The 23,291-nt window shown below is 56.8% G+C and carries 22 protein-coding genes; all 22 read right to left on the bottom strand.

Annotated features, from left to right (window positions below; translation table 11 throughout):
- Positions 1-3: 3 nt before the first annotated feature.
- The gene (locus AAG799_RS03800) at positions 4-1,107 is read right to left on the bottom strand and encodes a DegT/DnrJ/EryC1/StrS family aminotransferase (RefSeq protein ID WP_341894471.1); all 1,104 of its coding nucleotides are present in this window, start codon (positions 1,105-1,107) and stop codon (positions 4-6) included.
- A gap of 14 nt (positions 1,108-1,121) precedes the next feature.
- Positions 1,122-2,204 carry a transketolase C-terminal domain-containing protein gene (locus AAG799_RS03795; RefSeq protein WP_341894470.1) on the bottom strand — a complete coding sequence of 361 codons (1,083 nt, stop codon included), beginning with the start codon at positions 2,202-2,204 and terminating at the stop codon, positions 1,122-1,124.
- Positions 2,197-3,189, bottom strand: a complete 993-nt coding sequence (locus AAG799_RS03790; protein WP_341894469.1) for a thiamine pyrophosphate-dependent dehydrogenase E1 component subunit alpha — start codon at positions 3,187-3,189, stop codon at positions 2,197-2,199. The genes AAG799_RS03795 and AAG799_RS03790 overlap by 8 nt, the downstream gene beginning before the upstream one ends.
- Entirely contained in the window at positions 3,186-4,184 is a 999-nt protein-coding gene (locus AAG799_RS03785; RefSeq protein WP_341894468.1) for an SDR family oxidoreductase, read from the bottom strand. Before AAG799_RS03785 ends, AAG799_RS03790 begins: the two co-directional genes overlap by 4 nt.
- A gap of 49 nt (positions 4,185-4,233) precedes the next feature.
- Entirely contained in the window at positions 4,234-5,787 is a 1,554-nt protein-coding gene (locus tag AAG799_RS03780; protein ID WP_341894467.1) for a PfkB family carbohydrate kinase, read from the bottom strand.
- Entirely contained in the window at positions 5,784-6,779 is a 996-nt protein-coding gene (locus AAG799_RS03775) for an SDR family oxidoreductase (protein ID WP_341894466.1), read from the bottom strand. Before AAG799_RS03775 ends, AAG799_RS03780 begins: the two co-directional genes overlap by 4 nt.
- A 101-nt stretch (positions 6,780-6,880) precedes the next feature.
- The gene (locus tag AAG799_RS03770) at positions 6,881-8,086 is read right to left on the bottom strand and encodes a TIGR04372 family glycosyltransferase (protein WP_341894465.1); all 1,206 of its coding nucleotides are present in this window, start codon (positions 8,084-8,086) and stop codon (positions 6,881-6,883) included.
- A 36-nt stretch (positions 8,087-8,122) separates the two neighbouring features.
- Positions 8,123-9,706 carry a radical SAM protein gene (locus AAG799_RS03765; protein WP_341894464.1) on the bottom strand — a complete coding sequence of 528 codons (1,584 nt, stop codon included), beginning with the start codon at positions 9,704-9,706 and terminating at the stop codon, positions 8,123-8,125.
- Positions 9,707-9,734: 28 nt separating this feature from the next.
- Entirely contained in the window at positions 9,735-10,829 is a 1,095-nt protein-coding gene (locus tag AAG799_RS03760) for a 6-hydroxymethylpterin diphosphokinase MptE-like protein (protein ID WP_341894463.1), read from the bottom strand.
- Entirely contained in the window at positions 10,826-12,157 is a 1,332-nt protein-coding gene (locus AAG799_RS03755) for a hypothetical protein (protein ID WP_341894462.1), read from the bottom strand. The genes AAG799_RS03760 and AAG799_RS03755 overlap by 4 nt, the downstream gene beginning before the upstream one ends.
- A 13-nt stretch (positions 12,158-12,170) precedes the next feature.
- Positions 12,171-12,998 carry an SDR family oxidoreductase gene (locus AAG799_RS03750; RefSeq protein WP_341894461.1) on the bottom strand — a complete coding sequence of 276 codons (828 nt, stop codon included), beginning with the start codon at positions 12,996-12,998 and terminating at the stop codon, positions 12,171-12,173.
- Complete coding sequence (locus tag AAG799_RS03745) at positions 12,995-13,933, bottom strand: Gfo/Idh/MocA family oxidoreductase (protein ID WP_341894460.1); 939 nt, start codon at positions 13,931-13,933, stop codon at positions 12,995-12,997. Before AAG799_RS03745 ends, AAG799_RS03750 begins: the two co-directional genes overlap by 4 nt.
- Positions 13,934-15,241 carry a hypothetical protein gene (locus AAG799_RS03740; protein WP_341894459.1) on the bottom strand — a complete coding sequence of 436 codons (1,308 nt, stop codon included), beginning with the start codon at positions 15,239-15,241 and terminating at the stop codon, positions 13,934-13,936. It lies immediately after the preceding gene.
- Positions 15,238-15,876 carry an imidazole glycerol phosphate synthase subunit HisH gene (gene hisH / locus AAG799_RS03735; RefSeq protein WP_341894458.1) on the bottom strand — a complete coding sequence of 213 codons (639 nt, stop codon included), beginning with the start codon at positions 15,874-15,876 and terminating at the stop codon, positions 15,238-15,240. Before hisH ends, AAG799_RS03740 begins: the two co-directional genes overlap by 4 nt.
- Complete coding sequence (wbuZ, locus tag AAG799_RS03730) at positions 15,876-16,637, bottom strand: glycosyl amidation-associated protein WbuZ (RefSeq protein ID WP_341894457.1); 762 nt, start codon at positions 16,635-16,637, stop codon at positions 15,876-15,878. Before wbuZ ends, hisH begins: the two co-directional genes overlap by 1 nt.
- A gap of 12 nt (positions 16,638-16,649) precedes the next feature.
- Positions 16,650-17,975, bottom strand: a complete 1,326-nt coding sequence (locus AAG799_RS03725) for an N-acetyl sugar amidotransferase (RefSeq protein WP_341894456.1) — start codon at positions 17,973-17,975, stop codon at positions 16,650-16,652.
- Entirely contained in the window at positions 17,962-18,669 is a 708-nt protein-coding gene (locus tag AAG799_RS03720) for an acylneuraminate cytidylyltransferase family protein (RefSeq protein WP_341894455.1), read from the bottom strand. The genes AAG799_RS03725 and AAG799_RS03720 overlap by 14 nt, the downstream gene beginning before the upstream one ends.
- An 8-nt stretch (positions 18,670-18,677) precedes the next feature.
- Positions 18,678-19,727 (bottom strand): nucleotidyltransferase family protein, encoded by a 1,050-nt coding sequence (locus AAG799_RS03715; protein ID WP_341894454.1) that lies wholly within the window; start codon positions 19,725-19,727, stop codon positions 18,678-18,680.
- Positions 19,720-20,829, bottom strand: a complete 1,110-nt coding sequence (locus tag AAG799_RS03710; protein WP_341894453.1) for an FkbM family methyltransferase — start codon at positions 20,827-20,829, stop codon at positions 19,720-19,722. The genes AAG799_RS03715 and AAG799_RS03710 overlap by 8 nt, the downstream gene beginning before the upstream one ends.
- 16 nt (positions 20,830-20,845) lie before the next feature.
- Entirely contained in the window at positions 20,846-21,568 is a 723-nt protein-coding gene (locus AAG799_RS03705; RefSeq protein WP_341894452.1) for an acylneuraminate cytidylyltransferase family protein, read from the bottom strand.
- Positions 21,565-22,164, bottom strand: coding sequence for a NeuD/PglB/VioB family sugar acetyltransferase (locus AAG799_RS03700; RefSeq protein ID WP_341894451.1), 600 nt, complete (start codon positions 22,162-22,164; stop codon positions 21,565-21,567). The genes AAG799_RS03705 and AAG799_RS03700 overlap by 4 nt, the downstream gene beginning before the upstream one ends.
- 29 nt (positions 22,165-22,193) lie before the next feature.
- Positions 22,194-23,291, bottom strand: a complete 1,098-nt coding sequence (gene neuB / locus AAG799_RS03695) for an N-acetylneuraminate synthase (protein ID WP_341894450.1) — start codon at positions 23,289-23,291, stop codon at positions 22,194-22,196.

Genomic DNA, 23,291 nt, shown 5'->3' with positions numbered 1-23,291 from the left:
GGTTCAGCCACGCCCGTAGAAGCTGCGAACGGTTTCGATCACGTAATCCTGCTCTTCGCGGCTCAGATGCTGGTCGCAGGGGAAGGTGATGATGCTCCTGGTATGCGCATCGGTGACCGGGAACTGGCCGGCCTTGTAGCCGAGGAACTTGAGGCCATCCTGCTGATACAGCGGAACCGGATAATGCACTTTCGCCTCGATGCCGCGGTCGATGCAGTATTTCAGCAGCTCGTCGCGCTGCTCGGCGAACACGATGTAGAGGTGATAGACGATGCGCATGTCCGGCCGGCGGGGCGGGATGCGGATCTGCCTGATCTGGCCCAGCTGGCTGTCGAAATAGGCGGCATTGGCAATGCGGCGGTCGGCAATCGACTGGGTCTGCGGGATCAGCCAGTTGCCCACCACGGCCTGGATCGTATCCAGGCGCGAGTTGTAGCCCAGCAGCTCGATCTCGTCGCGATTGCGCATGCCGTGATTGCGCAGCAGGCGCAGCTGGTGGTCCAGCTTGTCGTCATCGGTGACGATCACGCCGCCATCGGACCAGACATTCAGGTTCTTCAGCGGATGCAGCGAGAAGGCGCCGGTGTTACCCCAGGTGCCGGCATTGCGGCCGTTCTGGGCGCCGAGGATCGACTGGCAGGCATCTTCGACCACCGGCAGGCCATGCTTCTGCGCAATCGGCATCAGCTTGACCATATCGGTCATGTAGCCGGTGAAATGCACCGGGACGATGGCCTTGGTTTTCGGTGTGATCGCCGCCTCGACCTGATCGACATTCATGCAGAAGGTGTCGTCGCAATCGACAAACACCGGCCGTGCGCCGATTTCGTTGATCGCACCCACGGTGGCGATGAAGGTATTGGCCGTGGTGATGACTTCGTCGCCATGGCCGACGCCCAGCGCCTTCAGGCCCAGCTTGATCGCATCGGTACCCGAGCCGACGCCGATGGCATGCTTGGTGCCGATCAGCTTGGCAAAGCTCTGCTCGAATTGGGTCAGCGGCTTGCCCAGCGTGAAATCGCCAGTCGGCACGAAGGCCTTGAGCTGGGCCCAGAGGTCATCGGTATCGGCGAACTGCTGGGGAAGATAGGAGTAACGGACCTTCATGATGCGTCGAACCTTCAGAACGGACCCTGGAAAGAGGGGTGCGGAATATCGAGCGGCACGCTTTCGCGGCCGGCGGTGAGCTGCTCGCGTAGCGCGGCGACGCGGCCGGCATCCAGGCCGACAGTTTCGGCAATGGTTGCCGCGATGTCGGGCGAGCGGGCATAGAAGGTGGCGGCCAGGGAACGCGAACTCGGCGTGGGGTGCTCAGGCAATCCGATGCGGCGCGGCGCTGCCTTCATCTGCAGGCAGCATTGTTCCATCACGCGCGATACGATCTCGGCGCCGACGCCATAGGTGGTGAAGCCGGTATCGACCGTGACCAGGCGACCGGTGCGGCGCACCGACTCAACGATAGCCGTGACGTTGAGGGGGCGGATTACCCGCAGGTCGAAATGATCGACCTGCACGCCGGCAGCCGACAGGGCCTCGACGGCCTGGATGGTTTCGAGAGTCAGGTAGGAGTTGCTGACTACCGTGACGTCATCGCCGCTATGCAGCTTGGCCGGACCATCGAGCGAGATCGGCGTGTTGCCGGTTGGCACATGGCCCTTCACGTAATGCATCCAGCGGTGCTCGATGAAGACCACCGGGCTGTCATCGGTAATGGCGGCCAGCAGCATGCCCTTGGCATCCTGGGCCGAGGCCGGCATGACCACTTTCAGGCCGGGCACATGGGCGAACAGTACCTCGAGACTCTGCGAATGCGCCGGGCCCTGGCCCCAGCCGCGGCCGACGATCATGCGCACGACCAGCGGCACGCGATGGGCACCGTTGGAAACGTAGTGCATCTTCGCTGCGTTGTTGACCAGCTGCTCCATGGCGAGCAGGCAGAATTCGACGCGCTGATGCACGATGATCGGGCGCAGGCCGTTGATGGCGGCGCCGATGGCAATGCCAGTAAAGCCGTTTTCAGCCAGCGGCAGCTCCACCACGCGGTCAGCGCCGTATTTATCCAGCAGGTTGGCCGTGGTGCCGAAGATCGCCTTGGGATCGGCCACGCCTTCGCCCATGACGATGACGGACGGATCAGCGGCCATGGCAATGTCAGTAGCCTCGCAGATGGCCTGTGCTGCGGTGATGACGCGTTGCTCAGGCATAGACGTGATCCGTGACAGTGCTGGGGTCCGGGAAGGGCGAAGCCTTGGCAAAGGCGAAAGCCTCGGCGATTTCGGCGGTCAGTTCGACGGTCAGCGTCTTTTCGGCAGCGTCGCTGAGGGTGCCATCCCGCTTGAGGCGAGCGGCAAACGTGGTTACCGGGCAGCGTTGCTGCCAGGACTCGAACTCGGCCATGCTGCGATAACCGATGTCGTTGTCGTAATTCGGTCCGCAATGCTCGCGCCAGCGATAGGTGTCGGCAACGATCAGGGTCGGGCCATGGCCGGCACGCGCGCGGTCGACCGCGCGTTTGGTGGCCTCGTAGACCGCGATCACGTCATTGCCATCGACCTGCTCCGAAGCCATGGCATAGCTGCGGGCCAGATCGGTCAGCGGCCGGTCCGGCTGGCGGTCGCTGAGGCCGGTGTAGCAGGAATACTGATTGTTCTCGAGGAAGAAGATGACGGGCAGTTTCTTCAGTGCGGCAAAATTTGCGCTCTCATGGAACACACCTTCTTCGGATGCACCATCGCCTAGAAAAGCGATGCAGACGCGGTCCTGCTTGGTATAGCTATATGACATTGCCGCACCGACGCCGAGCGGCAGGAACGAGCCGACGATCGGAATGCTGGCAATGATGCCGGCGGCATCATCGAACAGATGCATCGACCCGCCACGACCGCCGCAACAGCCATCCACACGGCCATAGATTTCAGCCAGCATCGCCTTCAGATCACCGCCCTTGGCCAGATAATGGCCATGACTGCGATGGCTGGAGATGATCTGGTCATTGCGGCGCAGAGCGGCACAGGCGCCCACTGCGGTCGCTTCCTGGCCGATCGAAAGATGCACCGGGCAGCGCATTTCCTGTTCGGAATAACGTGCGGCGATCTCTTCCTCGATCAAGCGGATGCGCAGCATGGCGCGATACAGGTCGTGCGAGAAGGCGGCTTGTTGCGGCTGATTGATCTGGGGCGCGGTGTTCATTGCAGGTGGACCTGCTGCATACGCTTGATGTTGAAATACATCGGGTTGTTCATCGGGTCGACCAGCTTGCCGGTCTCAATGGCCGCCTTCAGGCCCTGGACCGCGTCCTCAATGGTGTGTTTCGGCGTGAAGCCAAGCTCGCGCTGGATCTTGGTCGATGATACTTGGTAGGAGCGCAGATCGTCGGTCGGCAGCACGTCGACATTCACCTTGCCCACGACGCTGCGCACGATATCGGCGATATCCATCAGCGAATGGTTCTCGTAGCCGGCATTATAAATGCCGCCGTCGATCTGTTCAGCTGGCAGCTGCAGCGTCAGCAGATACAGGTCCGTCATGTCCTCGATATGCAGGTTCGGGCGCAGCTGGCTGCCGCCGAATACCTTGATACGGCCGGCATTGATGGCGTGGTTGGTCAGGATGTTGACGATCACATCCAGGCGCTGGCGCGGGCCATAGCCGCAGACCGTAGCCGGACGCAGCGTCAGGGTGGTGAAGCCGGGCTCGCGCTCTTCTTCCAGCACCTTCTCGCACATCGCCTTGAATTTCGAGTAATCGGTCAGCGGCTCGAGCGAAAGCTCCTCGGTGACCTGGGCTTCCTTCTTCACGCCATAGACGCTGGAGGACGAGGCGTAGATGAAGCGGGTGACGCCGGCGGCCTTGGAGGCTTTTACCAGCGGGCGGAAGCAATCGAAGTTGATCGACTTGCCGAGCTCCGGATTGAGTTCAAAAGAAGGATCATTGGAGATGCAGGCGAGGTGGATCACGGCGTTGCAGCCCTTGAGCGCCCGTGCCACGGCAGCAGGATCGCGCAGGTCGCCCTTCACCTCGGTCAGGTTCGGGTTGCCGCGATGGGGCGCGAAGATATCGTCGCCATAGAGGTAGAGGTCGAGCACGGTGACGCGATGGCCGGCCGCCAGCAGCTTGGGAACCAGCACTGATCCTACATAACCGGCGCCGCCGGTGACCATCACATTCCAGATCTTGTCAGTCATAATCGCCTTCTTTGTTCGAATAAGCGTCAAACCCGGCCAGGGAGGCGCTTTACTTCAGAAGTGTCGTGAGAAATTTCAACAACGGGATTTTTTCCACCGAACGGCGATGCCCGACGATGCCAACCTTAATTGCGCCCGCCGCATTTCCGATAAAAGTCAGTTGGTCCATCTCGCCGCCAGCTGCGGCCAATGGGGCTGTCACGGCAAAAAAGGCATCCCCAGCGCCGACGGTGTCGACCACGGTTTTGGTGAAAGCAGGTGCATGGACTACGCCCTTGCCGCGCTCATACCCAACGCAGCCATGCTTGCCATGAGTGACGACCACGCGCGGGCAGTCTATGCGCGATGGCAATATCTCGCTGGCGATGGCTTCGATATCGCTATAGCGATCTGAAACTGCCAGTCTGGCCTCTGGTGCGTCGATGCAGATGTAATCTGCACTCGCATATTTTGTAATCAGATTATAGCCCATGTTTGCGCTGTTCGACTGGGCGTTTACGGCGAGAAACTTGCTGTGCTGCCGCAATGCTGCAATCAGCGACGTGCTCAACAGGCCGTGACCAAAATCGGTGACGATAACAGCATCAAATTCCGCAGCTCGGTCGGCAATCGCCCGGTCAATGCCCGCTTCAAGTTCGGCTGCCAGCGGAGTGTCGTCCATGTAATAGACTTCAAACAGCTTGCGCAGGTAGCTTTTGTCAATGAAGCGAGCCTTGCGTGTTGTCGGCGCATTGGGTCGACGATAGGCATGCAGCTTCACATTTGCCTTTAGGGAGCGACGAATCAGGTCTTCATATTCGCAGTTCTCGCCAATCGTGGTGATGATTTCCACTTCTTTGCAGAAATCGGCAATATGATTGGCCGCGGCGAAGACACCACCTGCAAATACTTCACGGTCGCCAAACAGAGTCGCGATCATGTGCTCTTTGGGCGATTTCCCCATTGCGGAGACGTAATTGTAATCATCGATGATCGCATCACCGATCATCAGGATTCTGTAGTCCTTGATGCGGTCAAGCAACGCGGTGAAATTTTCGAGTGACTTCTGATTGCGGCGCGCTTCAAGGAATTCATCCAGGGTCGGATCGAAGACCGCCAGATGGCGATTGATCAGCGAGGATGAACTGAAGGTGATGTCGTCGGTGAACGCCACGGTGCCGCCATGGTTTTCCACGGCATGGCGCTCGGTGATGATGCCGCCCGTGATGTCGTCCTTGGCATCCTGGTAATCCTGACCCTTTACATAGACGCTGGGCTTGATGGCATGGATCGACGGCAGGGCAGTGGCATCGTGCACGATGCCGACGAAATCAACAAATTCCAGCGCGGCCAGCATTTCGGCGCGCATGTTTTCGGAGAAGACTGGACGACCGGGACCCTTGTTGACGAAGGCGTCGGCGGTGATGGTCACCACCAGTATGCTGCCGTTGCGCTTGGCCTGACGCAGATGACGCAGATGGCCGATATGCAGCAGGTCGAAAGTGCCATGCGCGAGGACGACGGTTTCGCCCTTGCTGCGCAGGCCTGCGACAATGCGGCCCAGTTCTTCGAGTGGCTTGAGCTTGGCGAGCGGCGACGAGGGAATAGCAAGCGAAATGGTCACTGGGCTGCCCCGAGATACTGGAACCAGTCGGCTGTTGCGGTATGGATACTGTCGGGAGTCCAGACCGGAGCCGTGCGCCAGTAATCGATATTCGCAATCATTGTGGCGACACCGGCCTCAAACGAAACCTTGGGTTTCCAACCAAGCTTCTGGCTGATCAGGCGTGTGTCGGCGAAGGTGCAATCGGGTTCGCCGGGACGCTTGGGGATATAGGTAATGGGGCCGCCGAGCAGTTCCACCAGGCGATTGACGCTGTAGGTGTTATCCGAGCCGACATTCATGCACAGGCCGGCGATATCTGATTCGGCAGCCTGCACGACGGCAGCAACGACATCTGTGACATAGGTGAAGTCGCGCGTCTGGCTGCCGTCACCCACCACCGTGAAGGGTTTGTTGGCGAGTTTCTGGGCAAGGAAGACGCCAAAGACGGCGCCATAGGTGCCGCTGGTGCGTGCTCGCGGACCATAAACATTGAAGAAGCGCAGCGAAACCGCAGGCAGCCCATAGGTCTGTGCCCAGTGCATCACATACTGCTCGCCGACATATTTGGTCAGCGCATAGGGGTACATCGGCCGCTTGTCGGCATTTTCTGGCGTCGGATAGACATCGGGAATGCCGTAGCAGGAGGACGAGGCGGCGTAGACGAAGCGCTTAACTCCCGCTGCCCGGCTGGCTTCGAGCACGCTGATCGTGCCATCGACATTGGCGCTGTGATAGGGGATTGGGCGCTGGATCGAGGGCACGATATCGGCCAAGGCGGCCAGGTGGAAAACCCAGTCGATGCCCTGGAACAGCGGCGCAATTGTCTTGCCGTCGGCAATATCGGCCACATGCAATTGGCAGCGCGGATTCTGGCGGGCTTCTGCCAGATTGCCGTCCGAGCCGCAGGCCAGATTGTCGATGACCAGCACATCATGGCCATCGGCCAGTAAACGGTCGACCAGGTGGCTGCCGATGAACCCGGCGCCGCCCGTCACGAGGGCTTTAACCACAGCAAAAACCTTCGATTAAAAACAGGTGGCGAAGTTATAGCCGATGCCAGCGAGGGGGGGAAGTTCGTTCTGTGAACATCGTTGTGTCTCCATGCAGGCGGCTAGCCCAGAAACCCGGGATGCCGGCGTAAGTAGCTGGTAGAAAAGGTAGATTTTAGCGGCCCGCCAAGCTGAAGCGGATAGTCTTCGTAAAGAGCAGCTATTCTCTCTCTACGTGCAATATCCACGTCATTTTCTACCCATTTCCCAGCAAGGCGCTCATTCATTTCAATCGCCAGGTCGAGAATTTCTTCAGGGCTGTTGTCCTCAAGCCGAAGGCCATGGCGGGCGGCATACTCTGGCCAAACGGAGGGAGAGGATGGGCCGCCGCCATTGGCAAGCAATTCCGGAAGAGTGAAGAGCCGGTTTTCGCGTTCAACGATGTATTTCTTCGGCATCAGCAGGCCGGACCAACTGTGCAGGATGCCCATGTTGAACAGATTGGCGATGGCTGCTGGCCTGCGGAACATAAACGACAGGTCGCACAGACCGGTGGTGTCCGACAGCAGCATGGCGCAGTGCGAAATCAGATAGATATCCAGCAATTCGCTGCGGAAGCGGCTGGCATAGTCGATGACGCAATTATGCTGGGCTGAAATGGTCTCGTCCACCACGGCGCCCATGCGGAAGCACCAGTAGCCACGGCGTGCGAGTTCCTCAGCAGCCGGCAGAAAGGTTTCGATCGCAGAATCGCGGATATTCTGAGTGGGGATTTCATCGGGGCGACGGATGCTCCCGGCTTTATGAAGTTCGCGCAGATAACTGCTGGTGCGTGAAAAGAAGCAGACAAATTTTGCATCGTCCGGTATTCCGCAGTGCTGTCGCATCTGCCGCCGCGCCTCGGCAATTTGCGTCGGAGTCAGCATGAAATGCTGCGGCGTTTCAGTGTACGCGCGAAAGTGATTTCTTGCCGCATCGCGTTGAGCATCACCAAGTGTCACGACATGTGCTGCCCTGCCAGGCAGACGTGCGTTGATGGCGCTGCAGTACCGAGCAAGCGGGGATATGTGCAGGTGTTGCTCGAGCAGTGTATCTAACACGCGATTCGCGCGTGGCTCAGTATGGAAGAAAAGATCGAGTGTATTTCTCGGGATAATTCCAAGATCGCGATCGGCCATATAGCCTTCCGCATGCAACGACAGGGTACCAATCGTATGATTGCGCAGGTTGCCGAAGCGTATCAGCAAAACCGGGCGAAGAAGGCGTGAGGCAAGTACAATTGCAACCGCCGCACAGGCATATAGAAGCGCCTTGATGAGAGGGCCCACGAGGATCGCTCGTCAGAGAGATTTAGCGCAATTGGCTCAGGCTGCTACAGCAGGTTTCTTTTCTCGAACGGCTTTGCCTGCCGGTGCAAACAGCGTTGAAGGCTTGCCTTCCGGGATATTATGGTTCTTGCGCCAGATCTGCTCGTATTCATCTATCCGACGGGTTTCCATATTGATCATCATTTCGCGCAGCCCGAGCAGTTCGACAGCATTGAAGTTATGAGATATGACGCCGGTTATGCGTGTCGCATCACCCAGTGCCAGTATGTAGGTCTCAAGGTCACCATCAAACTGCGCTTCGATCTGCTTCCGATAGACAGTGAACCACTCCGACCCAGGATATGCGGTGGCGTAGAAGGGTTTGACCACGATGCCAAGCCGCTTCCAAGCTTCCATATTCTCCCGGATCGACTGGAAGTCTTCATTGGGGAAACCGATGATTTGGTTTGGAATCGGACGGATGCCGGATTCCAGAGTCCAGAAGAAGCTGCGGATATTCGATTCTGGTGTGGCCCCCTTGCCGATGGTCTTCATCACATGAGGTGAGAAGCTCTCGTAGCCATAGACGAGATGCGAGCAGCCGGCATCGCGCATGACATTCAGGATGTCCTTTGTCACCAGGGTGGCGTGACTGGTGCCCGACCAATGTATGCCGGTCCAGGTGCCTTCCTCAGCATCCGGTGAGGTATCGAGGCGCGGCGCGAGGCCATTCTCGTGCCACAGTCGACAGATTTCCTTCATCCAGGTGCGCCCGGAATACTTGTCCATTGTCATCAGATTCTCGTCTAGGAACGTGATGAAATTGACATTGTATTTGTCGTAGACATGCTTGGCCATGCGCACGACGTATTCCGGACTGTGATACCGAATAGTCCGGGTGTAGTTGCCGGGCTTATCGAACTCGACATTCTGGCTGCCATCGGCATCGGTAACGTAACGCATATCGCCAGCGATACCGAGATGATAGCAATAACGGCAAATCAGCGAGCACCCGTAACTAACATTGAGATCGATGCGGCGGGTTGCCAGCATGCCTTCTTCAGAGAAAAGCACCTGACTGTTGGGGAAATACACATCCTCGAGCGGGAAAAGGTCCCAAGCAGGATAAGGCAGGCTATCAAGGTCTTCCAGCAGATCGCGCGCGGGACCCATCAGAATCTTGCCTTGAGCATCGCGGCTGATGGTGCCTGCAATTGATGGCCAGCTAGACTCGCCGGCATCGATCATCGCCAGCAGCTCAGGAAACGTGGCGAAGGCCTCGCCGATCACACCGACATCGACCTCCGGCAGGAAGCCCATGACTTCGCGCGGCAGAGAGGTCAGCACGCCGCCCCCAAGCATGATGATTGAGCGGGGGCATTCCTCACGCGCGACTTTCACGATTGACTTGATGGAGCCATAGGCTGTTGTGATGCCGCCCAGCGCAACAACATCCCATTCATCAGCGACCAGAACCTGCCGCAGCACGTCCTCGCCCTTACGCCATGCATTGGCGTCATAAACTTGGACCAGATGACCCTTTTCCATAGCAATGGAAGCAAGCAGGGCAATGCCATACGGCACATGGCGCGGAACGTCCTCTTCGCGCACCACGGGATTGATGAATAGTACCTTTGCCATCTCACTTTACCCTTTTGGTCCGACCGCCCTACGGGTGGCCGCTGTTGGTCGCATGCTCGGTGAGGAAAGTCACCAAATTACAGAACGTAATATTAGGGCCGAAAAGAATGCCCCCTTCTGTGCAATTGAATGTCTGACATTCACCATCGGCGACCATTTCAAGAAAACACTCCCTGTACCATTGATAGGCCGGATCGCTGATAAACCAAGCCTGAACATGCGGATTATACAGACGTGAGAATAATTCACCGACCCTAGATTCTCCAACTAAATCAACGGCTTCTCTGTAGTATTGGGTGGCTGAGTAGGGGGTGCTGTCGTAATAACCGAAATCCATGCCGGTGAGGGCGACGCGTCGCTTGCCCAATACTGCATCGGCGATCATCCAGGCGGCAGATCCGACATTGCCGCCAGCATTGAGAGCTGGAAAGCCATTCAGGTCGATCAGCTCCCGAGTGCGGCTGCCCGGTTTGTCGGGATCATCGAGCATGGGATTCCACCAGTAGATCGGCATCCCTGCATCCAGAACCCGTTCAACAACTGCAATAGAAGTCGAAGTGCTGAGCGCAATAGGCATATCGCGGGCATGTTGCCGCATTAGTGCAATGATTTCCTCGTTTGCACGAACCTCATTCGCGAAAACTGGATCGAGGTCTTGGCGTCGATAATAGTCATCTTCTTCGAGATCCTGCTCGCGCAGACTGGGGTCGCCGAACCATCGCACGATCCGGGTTGGATGCGGGTCAAGGCTTACCACCAAGTCGGGGACGACCCCATTGCGTAAGCAGTGGGCAATGCCGCTGTCGGTAGAGATGACGGTGTCACGGTAGCCATGGTCACGAAGAATCTGGGCCGGGTTCTGCCGACGAACACTGGGGCCAGCGGCGATTACGACAGCATTGTCATTCTGTCGCATGCGGTTCTTGCGCAGGGCAGCCAGTGACTGGCCTTGGGCTTTGAACTGGAAGTTGCGTTTGGCATTATCAATCGCATGCTCGCCGATGCGATCCCAAGTCATCTGATCCATATCAGAGATCAGGCTACGGACTAACGCACCATCTTCGCGCAAGGGTGCATCCACGACCTGATTCATGGTTTGGCTATCGGTATCTTCTACGGTCACGATCCGCCCTTTTTGCCGTCATCGCCCCAGACGACGCGCTTCTTTGCCACATAGGCGACAGACCCCCCCAGGCGAGCTTTGGCAGCTTTCTCGAACTTCTCTTCGAGAGTGTCCTTTTTGTCTGGCTCGACGACCACTTTCGTTTTGGTCTGGAAGTTGCCCTTCAAAATGTCCTTCACAGTGGTGTTTCCTTTCACGTTTTCAGGACGCTTGGTGCGTTCCGCGTAATCAGCATGAAGAGTCGCAAGAATAACATCCGCGGCCCCGGAGGGCGATGGCAATTTAGAATGGATCTGCTTCCAGAGCATATCAGCCGTTGCCGGATCCAGGCTGTGCCTTAGATCATCGGAAAGCGCCTCAGGTGATGTGGAAAGCAGGGCAAAGCCGGCGGTGGCGAAAGGGGGGTGATCGATGCCTGTGTCATGGGCGTGATGCTGCCGGATTGCGGGCTCGGTTAACAGATAAAGCACGGTGCCGATCGGCTGCCGAGCCTGTTTCTGAAGATGAATATGGTCGGCACCGCAGGATGAAAAGCACGTAACGACGACATCGGCGGCGCAAAGCGAGACTTCAGCTTTGTGGTTGGGATCTCTTTGCAAGGCGATCTGATGAGCTGCGAAAATATCCTGCATGCGGGTCAGTTCCGCGCGGGTTTCCTTGGGGTGCGGTCGGTAGAAAATCTGACCGTAAGGCGCCCGTAGCGCAATTGCTGCAGCGAGCGCATTGATACTTCGCTCATACCCATCCAGGAACCATGCCGGCTGCCCGTAGAAGCCGATGATCGGCCGACCCGGATCGAAGGCCTGGCGAGCCTTTTTCCGAATCGCCTCGATATCAAGCAGGGCATAGGATGCATGTTTGGCGGAGCCGGCCACGACAATCGCTGCCTGGTCGAGGCGTTTGCGCGTCAACTGGGCGGCAAAGTCGTCCAATACAAAATATGTTTGTGCGGTTACGCCAAAGCCCGGCACAACCCAGCCCGGGTAGTCCTGTAATGCGTATGTTGCGATGTTGTTGGCCTCAGCGAGGAGTGCTTCATCCAGACCGATTCTCGGGCCCGAAAGGCCGACCAGAATGGCATCAGGACGATGTAATGACAGTAAGTCACGGGCAGCTTTCCGCAATGCACCGGCCTGACTCATGTCGTCATCATCGACGGCGGCCTCCGGAAAGCGCAGCGGTGCTAACCCGGCCTCATTAAGCACTAACCATGCGGGCTGGTCGGCCACCACAGTGATCTCGGTATCGGCTGCCGCGCATAAATACGGCACAATCTCGGCAAGATGCCTTGCTGCTCCGGTATCCCGCGCTGAGACCATAATACGCAAGGGCAGGTTCCCTTCACCAGGCCGAAAGACCGCCATCAACGGCAATACATTGGCCGGTGACATAAGACGAAGCGTCCGAAGCCAGATACAAGACCGTCGATGTCATTTCGTTCTGGCGCGCCATGCGGCCCATTGGAACGCGGGCACCATATTTCTGAGTAAAGGCGTCATTTTGACCGCTCTCGACGCCACCAGGAGCAATGGCGTTGACGCGGATATTTTTTTCTGCCCAGTAGGCTGCAAGCCATCGCGTCAACCCGATCACGGCAGATTTGCTTGCAGAATACACAGCAGGGTTATTGATTGGACTGCCAAGATATTCAGACCCTTGGTAAATTCTTTGATCGGAAGCGAGTAGGCCATAGATCGATGATGTCTGAATGATGGTGCCACCACCCTGCAGCAGCATCTGCTTCCCTACGGCTTGGGCGACCAGGAACATACCGTCAATATTGACTGCCATCACTTTGCGCCATTGCTCAAGGCTGTAGTCCTCAAACGGCATGAAGAAGCTCTGGAAGTTATCTGGGAAATAAGCAGCATTATTCACCAAGATATCGATACGACCGAAGGTTTTTACGGTTTCAGCCACCATTGCGGTTACGGACGAAGGATCGGACACGTCGTTTACCAGACCGGCTATGCGACCAGGATAAGTAGAGGCTAGTTCCGTTACCGTCTTCGCGGTGGCGTCGGCATTGATGTCGGCAATTGCCACCGAGGCATTGTGCTGCAAAAAACCTGCGGCAAATTGTGGGCCAAGAATGCCTGCGCCGGCTGTGATGAGGACGACTTTTCCATTGAAGTCGAAGGCGGTGTGATAATTCACGGGCGTCGTCATGCTATCCCTCTCACGGATTCGCGATACAGCCAGCTACTCTCAGCTGCTGCACGCCTGACGGCCGCCATGGTTTCGACCACAAGCAGACCATGGTGATAATCACAGGCCATGCCAGTCGTACCGTCTAGGATGGCGCGGTGTTGCAGACGATAGGTTTCATCAACTGGCGGCATTGCCTGCAGAATAACTTCAGGGCCGGAGCGCAGAGTCCCAGTTTCGAGGTCGGCGTAAAATGTCGTTTTGTCTGTATTAATAACGGCACATCGCCGTGGAGTGCGGTCGAGATAATTCAGGTTGAGCGACAGTGCTGGACAGTTTTCGGTTTCGAGCAGAATCATCTGCAGGTCATCTGTTTCGATCTCAAGGCTAGAAACGCGACCGCCAATAGCAGTCAATCGCCGCCATGGGCCAAGGAGCCACAGGGCATAGTCGATTTCGTGGCTCAGGTCGTTGAGCGCGCCGCCTCCGCTTGCCAACAGAGCGGAAGATGTCGTTTGGTAGTCACGATGCGGTCGCCAGTCTGGCAGCCAGCTGCCGCAGCAGATTTCGGCAGATAGCACACGATGGCCGGTCAAAGCACTCTGCAAAGCGGCCAGGACTGGCGTGAAGCGCAAGTTGTAGCCGATAAAATATGGCCGCTCTTTCGCCAGCATGGGATAGCTATCAGAGTCGGCAAGCGGCTTTTCGATCAATACTGGGCCTTTGTAGCCGAGCATTTCCAGGGCTTGCAGTGTGGCGGCATGAGCGCTGGTTTCATTGGCGACCACAACATAGTCGAACACCCGACTGGAGAATGCCGCGGGAAGATCGGGATGGAATCGCGGGGCATCCGCCGGCCGACGGCTGACAACTGAAACTTCCAAGCCAATCTCAGAAAGTATCCTGGCGTGACGAGCGCCGATACTGCCGTAGCCGATAACCAGCGCCTTATCCATTCAAGCCTTCCATAACAAGGCGGCAAGCGAAGACGCTTTCGGCCAGAACAGATGTCCGCGCTCAGGCTTCGGTAGATCGGCTGGATTGGTCACTGCAATCTTGAAGGCAGCATCCAGCGTCGCATCATCGACACAGCTGATGCGGCCATGATTTGGGAAGAGGCTGCCCCCGGCGTTGCGGATTTCAGGAAGATAAAGCGCAGAATCGATCAAAGGCAGGCCGGAAACGTACATGTCATCTATGACACTGGTTCCATTCGGAACCGTGCAGACGCACGCATACTTGGCCAAAGCAAGCGGATGTGCATAGGTCAGGCGGATATCGAGATCGCTAAAAGCCGATAGCTCTCGCTTGAGTTCGGCGATATCGCAAATCACATGTGGTTTGAGCAGGACGCGGGCCTGTGGTGCAACGCGGCGGATTGACTGCAGGCTGCGGATCATCTGGTCGCGACATGCCGTCGGCCCATCCAGATCTGGTAGCTCGAGATTTCCCGGATAGAACATCAGGATATTGGGCTTATCGGCGACACTGATAGGCCGTTGTTCTATGTCCAGAATACCGACGCGCGTCAGAATCTTCTCCAGAAAGTCCTGCCAATGCGGGAACCAGCGCGAAGTACCAATGACTGCCATTGGCGCATTGGTGACGCGCCGTTGCTCCTGGCGCTGCAACGGGTGGAAGATCAGTTGCCGATCGGCCTGGAAGCGATGATGTATGGTTGATTTCTCCTGCGCCAAAAGTGAACGCAGCAAGGGAATCGACATCGGATAAGCAATGCCGGGAAAACCAATAAGAGCACCGCCGCCTGCACGAACAGCCATTGCAATAAGGCCGACTGGCCAGCGCGAAAAATCTTTACGATAGAACAACAGGGTTCTGTGTTTGCGTGCCGTCAGAATTTCCTTTGCCACCTGGAGCAGGTTTAAGCCACGCTGCAGCAAGTTGCTGACTTCGTGCCCACCGTAAGACAGGAATCGAATCGTTCCAATCGCCTGCATTCCGGCCCACAGAATATAGTTCTCTTTAACCTTTGCCATGTGGTCGCGGCGCAGGAATAGGAACTCGATCGTTATGTCTGGATGCTCGGCCTTAAGCTCAAAAGCGACAGGCAAGATCATATCCAGAGAGATCAGTTTGTTTTCGCAGATAATGACAATGCGTTCTGGTCGTGCATTCAGCGGAGCGGCGTAGCGCTCCGGCCATTCCACTGTGCCAAACAGACCGGGGCGAAAGTGAACAAGCGTTGTCTCGGAAACTGCTTCCGAGGTTTCATGGCCGTAAAAGAGAGGTGCAGTTGAGTTCATAGGTTGACGAAATTTCTCAGAATCTGAAGGCCAACCGGGCCGCTTTTTTCAGGATGAAATTGGCAACCGTGTATGTTGTCACGGCCAATCACGGCGGAAATCCGCCTGCCATCATAATCGCAATCGGCGACCCGATGGGCTGGTGTGGCCGGGTCAGCCATAAAGGAGTGAACAAAGTAGACCGATGCCGATTCTGGAAGATCCTTCAGCAAAGGATTCTCGATATTGGCGGCGGCAGGCAGTAAACGATTCCAGCCAATATGGGGGATTTTATGCGGTACATTGTCCGCACCGGTATTGGGAATTGCAATAACGCTGCCCGGAATTAAGCCGAGCCCCTCATTGCTGCCGAACTCTGTACTGGTATCGAGCAACATCTGCATGCCCAAGCAAATGCCAAGCAGGGGGCGGCCCGTATCAGCGAATCGTCGAATCGCCTCAGTCAAGCCATGACGGTCTAGGCCGGCCATGCCGTCGGCAAAGGCTCCAACGCCAGGCAGGATGACTCGATCAGCCCTTTCAAGCCCTCTGGCGTCTGAACACAACGCCGGCTCGCAGCCAACATGTGATAACGCACGGGTGACACTGAGCAGGTTGCCGACCCCATAATCGATCACGGCGACGGTTTTTGTCATTACAGGCTCCTGACCGACAGGCCAGCCTGCTTTGCAGCAGCGCGGATAGCGAGCATATCCTTACGTTTGTAGTGCAGGATGTCCGCCATGGCCACGGCATCGGCTTTGCCGTCCTGAACGGCGGCGACCAGGTGATCTATGCCACCCATGCCGCCGCTGGCGATAACCGGTATCGGAACGGCTGTGCTGACTGTGCGGATAAGGTCAATATCAAAGCCCTTGCGGGTGCCCTCTTGATCAATGGAGGTGAGCAGGATTTCACCGGCGCCGAGTTTCACGGCCTGCTTGGCCCAGTCCAGAACGTCGCGTTCAGTATGTTCGCGGCCATTATCGGTGTAACACTCCCAGCTACCGTTGGACTTCCGCTTAGCTTCAATTGATAGGACAACACATTGAGAGCCGAAACGATTGGCAATCTCCTGCAATAGCTCTGGCCGAGCAATAGCGGCAGTGTTCAGGCAGACTTTGTCGGCGCCGGAGCGTAGGAGGAGCTTCACGTCCTCGACGCTGCGGATACCGCCACCTACAGTCAAGGGAATGAATACATTCTCTGCAGTATGGCGCACGATCTCGGTCAAACTGTTGCGGCCATACAAGCTGGCGACGACGTCCATGTAGATCAACTCGTCGGCGCCGGCCTCGTAATACCGGCGAGCATACTCCTGCGGGTCACCGATAACGCGCAGTCCCTCAAGGCGCACGCCTTTGATCAGATTGGGGCCTTTGATGTCCAGTCGCGCTATCAGTCGTATATTCGCCATGTCTCTGCCCGCTTAGGTCTGTGGATTCTGCGCCGTACCCTGCCGCAGGCGCCACTGGCCGTTATCGAATACCCACAGATGTGGCGAACGGAAACGGTCCGCCAGCATCATGAAATATTCGCGGCTCATGATTGGCTGTTCGAACATGCGGGAGGCAACCGGGAACTTCTCAGGCAAAATACTCAAATACTCCCACAGTTCTTTTTCAAAGCGGGTCGGGAACTCGCCATCGAATTTGTTAACAAGGGCAACACCTTCCTCGCGAGTAATCTCACCGGAGCGGATTTCCTGCGCGGCGTCGTAAGTGGCACGCCCGATGCCGAATTTGATGTAGGTGCAGTAGTAGTGCAGGTCATCGATCTTGTCGTCGATGCTGTTGTATTTGCTGTAGGTGCCCGGGGTTCGTTCAGGGCTCGCCTCGAATCCGCCATGATCAACGGCGTAATAGTAGGCGCCCTGCGGATGCCATTTCATGTAGTAGCCGAGATAATGGACCTGAACTCCAACACGCTCGAGCTGTGACGGGTCGGCCGGCAGATAGGGATCAATGTCGATCGGCTCCAGGCCGAAATGCTTTTGCAGGTCGGCAACCGAGGTGCCGCCGAGGTAGACTTGCGATTTATCGGCGGCGGCAAAATAGCTCCATTTGCGGCGCGCTGAATCGGTATCTGATTGAGGATTGCCGTACTCTGCTTCGTTCTCGCCATAGAAAACCAGCGGTATCTCAAATCGGGCGGCCATCTTTGGTGCGAGATTCTTCTGACCAAGGATGAAGGGCTGGAACGGGTGGAAAAGGTTCTCGACTGCCAGGCGCGTTAGCAAACGGTGGATTAGTCCATTCGGCGTTACCAGGATATTGTCGAAACCGGCATCGATCCAGGCGCGATGGTTGCGCCAGCCCCAATCGGTATAGAGATGTGGCGCCCAGGTCACCGTCAGCGGGTGCATGCCGAATTCGTATTTCAGCTTGTGGGCAGCATAGAAGCTATCTTTGCCACCCGAGCCGGGCACAAGGCAGTCGTAATGGCCGTCGTTGCGGCGGAACTTGTCGCATAAAATGCGTAGTTCCTGCTCGCGTGCGGCCCAGTCGATTCCCTGCTTCTTGCGCTCAGCCACGCGGCACGCATCGCAGACACCGGACGCATCGAAGTTAATCGTCTGCTTTTTACTTGCGCGGGTATGAGCAAACTCAACGGCAGAATTTGGCCGCTGATTGGAGATGACGCAGGATCGGCAGTAATGCACGGCTTCCGGCAGGCCATAATAAGTGTCGGCGATGTTGGCGGAAGGCGTGTAAAGCGCCGGGTCGGCTTTGAAACTGGCTTTATACGGCTGCATTTTTCCTCACTGATAGATACGCTTCAAGCATGGAGAGGTCGAACTCGGTGTCGATGTCGATCGAGCGATCGCGCGGCATGATGTGACAGATCGTTTCTGGTGAAACAAAGCTGCTACGCCCTTTCAGCCAATCGCGGCGGGCCACATAAACTGCACCATTCAGTGCATAGGCAGATGGTAAATCCTGTCGTCGATAGCTGAGGGTGCGCGGGTCATCCAAAACAGGCTTCATCAGACCGGATTCACCGCGGAAGTACATCCAGAATGGACTTTTATCTGATGGTGTCACTGTGACAGCGGCCGGTGCGTTCGCCTGAACGCAGGCATAGATAGTGGCGTCGATGTCATCTGGACTGCGTAAGGGTGAGGTCGGCTGCAGCAAGACAACCCATTCAAAACCGCCACCGCAGTTTTCTACGGCATGATGAACGACATCGAGCATTGAGGCCGTATCAGTGGCTAGATTGGGAGGGCGTGTGAATGGAATCTCACAGCCCCAGTCCTGTGCGGCAGTCATAATTTCGGGGTCGTCACTGGACAGGATGGTGCGGTCAACTGTCTTGGCGGCAAGAGCGCTGGCCACAGTCCAGGCAATCAATGGTTTGCCACCGACGATGCGTACGTTCTTGCGCGGGACGCCTTTTGAACCGCCGCGGGCTGGAATTATAGCTAGAACTTTTTCCTTGCCGATCATGGTCAAATCTATCCGAAAACCCGGCTGAATTCTTCATTCGCACGTACGAAGTCTTCTGCCTTACCGATATCCAGCCAATACTCCTGGATTTTGTATGTATAGACTTGTTCGGTCTTGCCGCGGACGCGCTCGAACAAGTCTGGCATATTGAGAGAGGTACCGGAATCTATCGAGTCGAGGACTGCCGGGTTCAGTACATAGATTCCAGCACTCACCATGAAACGGTAAACCGGCTTTTCGGCAATACTGGTGAAGCGGCCCCCGGTGCTTTCGACTACGCCATACGGAACTTGGAATTCATGCTCCCGCACACACATTGTGGCGATGGAGTTGTGCTCGACATGGAAATTCACCACGTTCAGGAAGTCGAGGTTGGTGAGAATGTCGCCATTCATAACCAGGAAAGGCAAGTCCGGTCGTTCGGGTAGCAGGGAAAGCGACCCAGCTGTGCCAAGCTGTTCTGTTTCATGCAGGTAGGTAATTTCCGCTCCAAAACGGTGACCGTCACCGAAATGCTCGACAATCTGTTCTGCACGGTAATTGACTGAGATGCAGAAGCGGCGAAAGCCGAGATTGACGAAATGCCGCACAATGGTTTCCAGGATCGGCTGTCCACCCACTTCAAGCAGAGGCTTGGGTTTGTCGTGGGTCAGCGGACGTAGGCGGCTGCCTAGGCCGCCAGCCATTAATACGATCAGATTATCTTTCCATTCTGGTGATACGAATTCAGATAATGTTTCCAGGCCAATGATGCGCCCGGAAGCATCCAGCACGGGCACATGGCGCAATATGTGGGTTCGCATAATCGCCAACGCTGTGTCGCGGCTCTCGCCTTGACGCAGTATCTTTGGCTGACGATTCATGATCGTCGAGACCGGCTGGTCCAGTGGAATGGACTTCAGGAGTGCGCGACGAATATCGCCATCGGTTACCACACCTAACAGATGATAATCAGCCGTGGCGACCAACGCAAATTGCGCTGTGCCGCTGTCGATGGCCTCAAGCGCGCGGCGTATCGTTGCATCGGGTGGTATAACGAGGGAATGCCAGTTAATCATCAATCTTAATCCGCAGGTCGACGCTCGCGCGGTCTAGGCGCCAGCGCACAGGATAGTGAAGACGAAGCTCCTTGGGTGGCATTTGCCGGCGCAATGTGGAGCGACGGTTGCCTAGGTTATTAAACATGGGCGGGACCGCGAGTTTCATTTCGGGTTGAAGCAAGTAGGACAGATAGTCGATCAGCAGCGCTAGTTTTTCCTTGCCAGGAAAGCTAGGTAAAGACCAAGCGCAGTCTGTTGTTCCGGCATACAGCTTCAAAAGTTTATGCGCCTCATGTGCCGTTAGCAGATTCTTCTCCCGGCCGAAATCTATCAGTTCAACAGCATAATCGAGATAGAGATAACGAACGGCAAGAGAGAGAATCTTCAGAAGCTTGCTGCGCGCGAGCTGGGAATCAGCAGAGAGTCGATCAGCATAAAGGTCATAGAAGTCGCGAAAATAAAGGACATAAGCCGAATCGATTGGGCCTTTCTTTCCGCCGAACCGCGCGCCGACGCTACGCGAAGCCCGCGAAGTCTGTATGTCGAACAAGATAAATCCACAGTCGCGCAGCAACCGGTCAAGGTCGGAGAACTGCGTGGTGTCGCTCGAGAATGAAATAAACTTTATTTCAGAAACAACAGCGAGGCACTCCTGTTTTAACAGAGACGCAGCCCCCTGAAGTATGGGGAACTCTGTTCCTTCGGTGTCGAGTTTTATGAAATCTGGCGCCGGTAAATCTGCTGAACGCTGTAAGTCGTCCATGCGGGCACAGCGGATTTCAACTTCCTCGACATCTGTTTCTGTGCTGTCTGACACGAGAGAATTGCGGTTCAGGCTGGAATATGTGGGGACTGCTTTATGCACATGAAGGGTCGTGGTGCCCGACCGGTCGCTGAGTGCAACATGATGCAGTTTGACATGATCTGTCCCGGCATAGCGCTGCGCCAGCTTCTCGAAGCTGGCAAGAACCGGCTCAAAGCCATGAGCAATCCAGCAACCGGCGGTCGCAGCGCTATAAAGTGGGTAGATCTCACCGGCAGCGCCGACATCATATATGACCAGCGGACTGATATGGAATTCACTATGGAATTCAGATCCGAGAAAATGATCGAACCGCATGATCTCTGTATTCTTTCTATAGTCCGATGGTTGCAGAAGGCGAAGCCGGCGGACGGGTGGTCTTTACTATAAACTCGGCAAACTGCAGGTCGAATGGAGTGTCAATATCCAGGCTGCGCTCGCGCGGCACGACTACTGCCTTGACGCGTCCGTCGAAGATGTCGTTGGCGGTCATAATAAGTTGCGGCTTTACGGCATAGGCAACCGTAGTCAGATCGTATACAGGTGGGGCATCCTGGCGGTTGGCAATGATGCGGCCAGTTTCTACGGCAATCTTCACGCAACCGTCTTCATCGAAGCGAACCATGTTGAAGTACGGGTTGCGATTCGCTTCGGTGACAGTAACGACGGCATCGCAGCCGGTCTGGATTTTTGCAATGCAGCGTTCGAGGTCTTCGGGAGAGCGCAATGGCGATGTGGTCGGAACTGCCAGAAAAGTGTCGAAAGGGCCATCGGATGTCTGCACGAAATTAACCGCATGCCGCCAGGCGAGCCATTCCGGGCTACCGTCCTGCGCGAGATAAGATGGTCGTATGAACGGGACTTCGGCACCGAACTGGCGTCCCATGGATGCAATTTCATCATCATCAGTCGAAACGATAACTCGGCCTACGGATGGGCAGGAGCGAGCGCTATCGATTGCCCAGGCTAACAGGGGTTTTCCGTCAAGAAGGCTCAGATTCTTGCGAGGGATGCCTTTGGAGCCGCCGCGGGCGAAGATGAATGCGATCGCCTTCATACCGCCGTCTCCTTTCTTACAACCAGACCGGCACCAACATGCGCGCCAACCGGCATTGAAGTGGTGACAATGGTGCCGGCTCCGATTTTAGCATTGGCACCAATCACAACACCCTGCACAACAACGGAACCGCTGCCAATGTGCGTCGCGGCACCAATGCTGACGCCGCCACAGAGTACAGCGCCCGGTGCAATATGAGCATGATCGCCTATATCGCAGTCGTGATCGACACTGGCGGCAGTATTGATAATCGCATTCTGGCCGACGCGGGTGCCCGGCTGCAGGATGGCGCCGGCCATAATCTGGGCACCAGATTCGATGGTACAGCCAGAACCGACAATGGCGGCGGGATGTACAAGACTGACAAATCGCCAGCCGGCAGCGGTCAGGCGCTGATAGACAGCAATGCGGCGGCTGGGATCACCGGTGGAGCCTATTCCATTGGCCAGCAGGATACGTGCCTTGTCATGATGATCCAGTGCGTCATCGCTGCCCAGACAGGAAATGCCCAGCGGCCCTGCGCTGCCGGGCGATAGTGACGGGTCACAGACGCCCAGCACTGTAGCGCCGGTGCACTGTAATGCATCAATCACCACACGGGCGTGTCCGCCAGCCCCGATTACGATTACGTCAGCAGGCATGGGTCGATCTGTTCGTCGGCGACATAGTCGCGGTTGCTGGTAACTCCGATGAGATCCCACAGGTGGGCTGGATCAATTCCGTTTCCTGGTCGCTTGAGGCCCAGCTGGTTGAGGCTGATGGCCGCTCCGGCGGCAATGGGAGTGGCTGCCACCACGCTGCGGCGGGCGATCGAACGATTGGACAGTTCGATCGGGCGCGGCTGCTTATCGCCATCGCCCATGGCCATTTCGACATCGCGGATACCGCGGACCATCGCAATCAGTTCATCTGGCTCCAGTGAAGCCTTGTGGTCGGGACCGGGTAGGTTGCGGTCCAGGGTGAAATGCTTCTCGATCACTCGTGCGCCGCACGCCACCGCGGCAAGCGCCGCGGTAATCCCCTGCGTGTGATCGGAAAAGCCAACCGGCAGGTCGAATCGTGTTGCCAGTGTGTGCATGGCTCGCAGGTTCGTATCGGCAATCGGTGCTGGGTATTCAGTCGTACAATGCAGCAGGATCACATGCTGCGCCAGGAGTGCATGGCGCTTTGACAGGGCAGCCTTGAAAGCAGCGATGCTCGGTTGTACTGAAGCAGCTTCGCCATAGCCGAATGCCAAGGCACCGAGTGCAACCGCCACTTCGTCGAGATCGCTCATCCCGGTTGATAAGATGATTGGCAAGCCATGGCGGGCCACCGCCAGAAGCAGCGGAGCATTAGTCAGGTCGCCGGAGCCGATCTTGATCAGCGGCAACCGCATATCGGCAGCAAGGAAGTCCAGGCTCATGCCATCGAACGGGGTCGACAGGAAGGTAATCCCGCGTGTTCGACAATGGGCAGCCAGTTGATGATGAGCCTCGTGGCTGAGTTCCAGGCGGCGCAGCATCACCAGTTGAGATTCGTCAGCGCCTGTTTGGCGCTCCTGATAGGCCGCTTTTGGCGCGGATGCTGTGGCCAGTGCGTCGGCACGGAAGGTCTGGAATTTTACCGCGTCCGCACCGGCATCAGCGGCGGCATCAACAAGTGCCATGGCGCGTGCCACGTCACCGTTATGATTAACGCCCGCCTCCGCGATGACAAAGACCTGCTCCGGCAGCTGCCACAT

It is taken from the genome of Ferrovibrio terrae (assembly GCF_943371255.1).
Taxonomy (GTDB): domain Bacteria; phylum Pseudomonadota; class Alphaproteobacteria; order Ferrovibrionales; family Ferrovibrionaceae; genus Ferrovibrio; species Ferrovibrio terrae_B.
Note: the sequence above shows the minus strand (reverse complement) of the source record. Positions and strands in the feature narration are given on the sequence as shown.

What these genes read in the sequence shown, in the direction of transcription:
- AAG799_RS03800 (WP_341894471.1), bottom strand. Translation starts at nt 1,107, where the DNA reads ATGAAGGTCCGTTACTCCTATCTTCCCCAGCAGTTCGCCGATACCGAT.
- AAG799_RS03795 (WP_341894470.1), bottom strand. Translation starts at nt 2,204, where the DNA reads ATGCCTGAGCAACGCGTCATCACCGCAGCACAGGCCATCTGCGAGGCT.
- AAG799_RS03790 (WP_341894469.1), bottom strand. Translation starts at nt 3,189, where the DNA reads ATGAACACCGCGCCCCAGATCAATCAGCCGCAACAAGCCGCCTTCTCG.
- AAG799_RS03785 (WP_341894468.1), bottom strand. Translation starts at nt 4,184, where the DNA reads ATGACTGACAAGATCTGGAATGTGATGGTCACCGGCGGCGCCGGTTAT.
- AAG799_RS03765 (WP_341894464.1), bottom strand. Translation starts at nt 9,706, where the DNA reads ATGGCAAAGGTACTATTCATCAATCCCGTGGTGCGCGAAGAGGACGTT.
- AAG799_RS03750 (WP_341894461.1), bottom strand. Translation starts at nt 12,998, where the DNA reads ATGACGACGCCCGTGAATTATCACACCGCCTTCGACTTCAATGGAAAA.
- AAG799_RS03745 (WP_341894460.1), bottom strand. Translation starts at nt 13,933, where the DNA reads ATGGATAAGGCGCTGGTTATCGGCTACGGCAGTATCGGCGCTCGTCAC.
- AAG799_RS03740 (WP_341894459.1), bottom strand. Translation starts at nt 15,241, where the DNA reads ATGAACTCAACTGCACCTCTCTTTTACGGCCATGAAACCTCGGAAGCA.
- hisH (WP_341894458.1), bottom strand. Translation starts at nt 15,876, where the DNA reads ATGACAAAAACCGTCGCCGTGATCGATTATGGGGTCGGCAACCTGCTC.
- wbuZ (WP_341894457.1), bottom strand. Translation starts at nt 16,637, where the DNA reads ATGGCGAATATACGACTGATAGCGCGACTGGACATCAAAGGCCCCAAT.
- AAG799_RS03725 (WP_341894456.1), bottom strand. Translation starts at nt 17,975, where the DNA reads ATGCAGCCGTATAAAGCCAGTTTCAAAGCCGACCCGGCGCTTTACACG.
- AAG799_RS03720 (WP_341894455.1), bottom strand. Translation starts at nt 18,669, where the DNA reads ATGATCGGCAAGGAAAAAGTTCTAGCTATAATTCCAGCCCGCGGCGGT.
- AAG799_RS03715 (WP_341894454.1), bottom strand. Translation starts at nt 19,727, where the DNA reads ATGATTAACTGGCATTCCCTCGTTATACCACCCGATGCAACGATACGC.
- AAG799_RS03710 (WP_341894453.1), bottom strand. Translation starts at nt 20,829, where the DNA reads ATGCGGTTCGATCATTTTCTCGGATCTGAATTCCATAGTGAATTCCAT.
- AAG799_RS03705 (WP_341894452.1), bottom strand. Translation starts at nt 21,568, where the DNA reads ATGAAGGCGATCGCATTCATCTTCGCCCGCGGCGGCTCCAAAGGCATC.
- neuB (WP_341894450.1), bottom strand. Translation starts at nt 23,291, where the DNA reads ATGTGGCAGCTGCCGGAGCAGGTCTTTGTCATCGCGGAGGCGGGCGTT.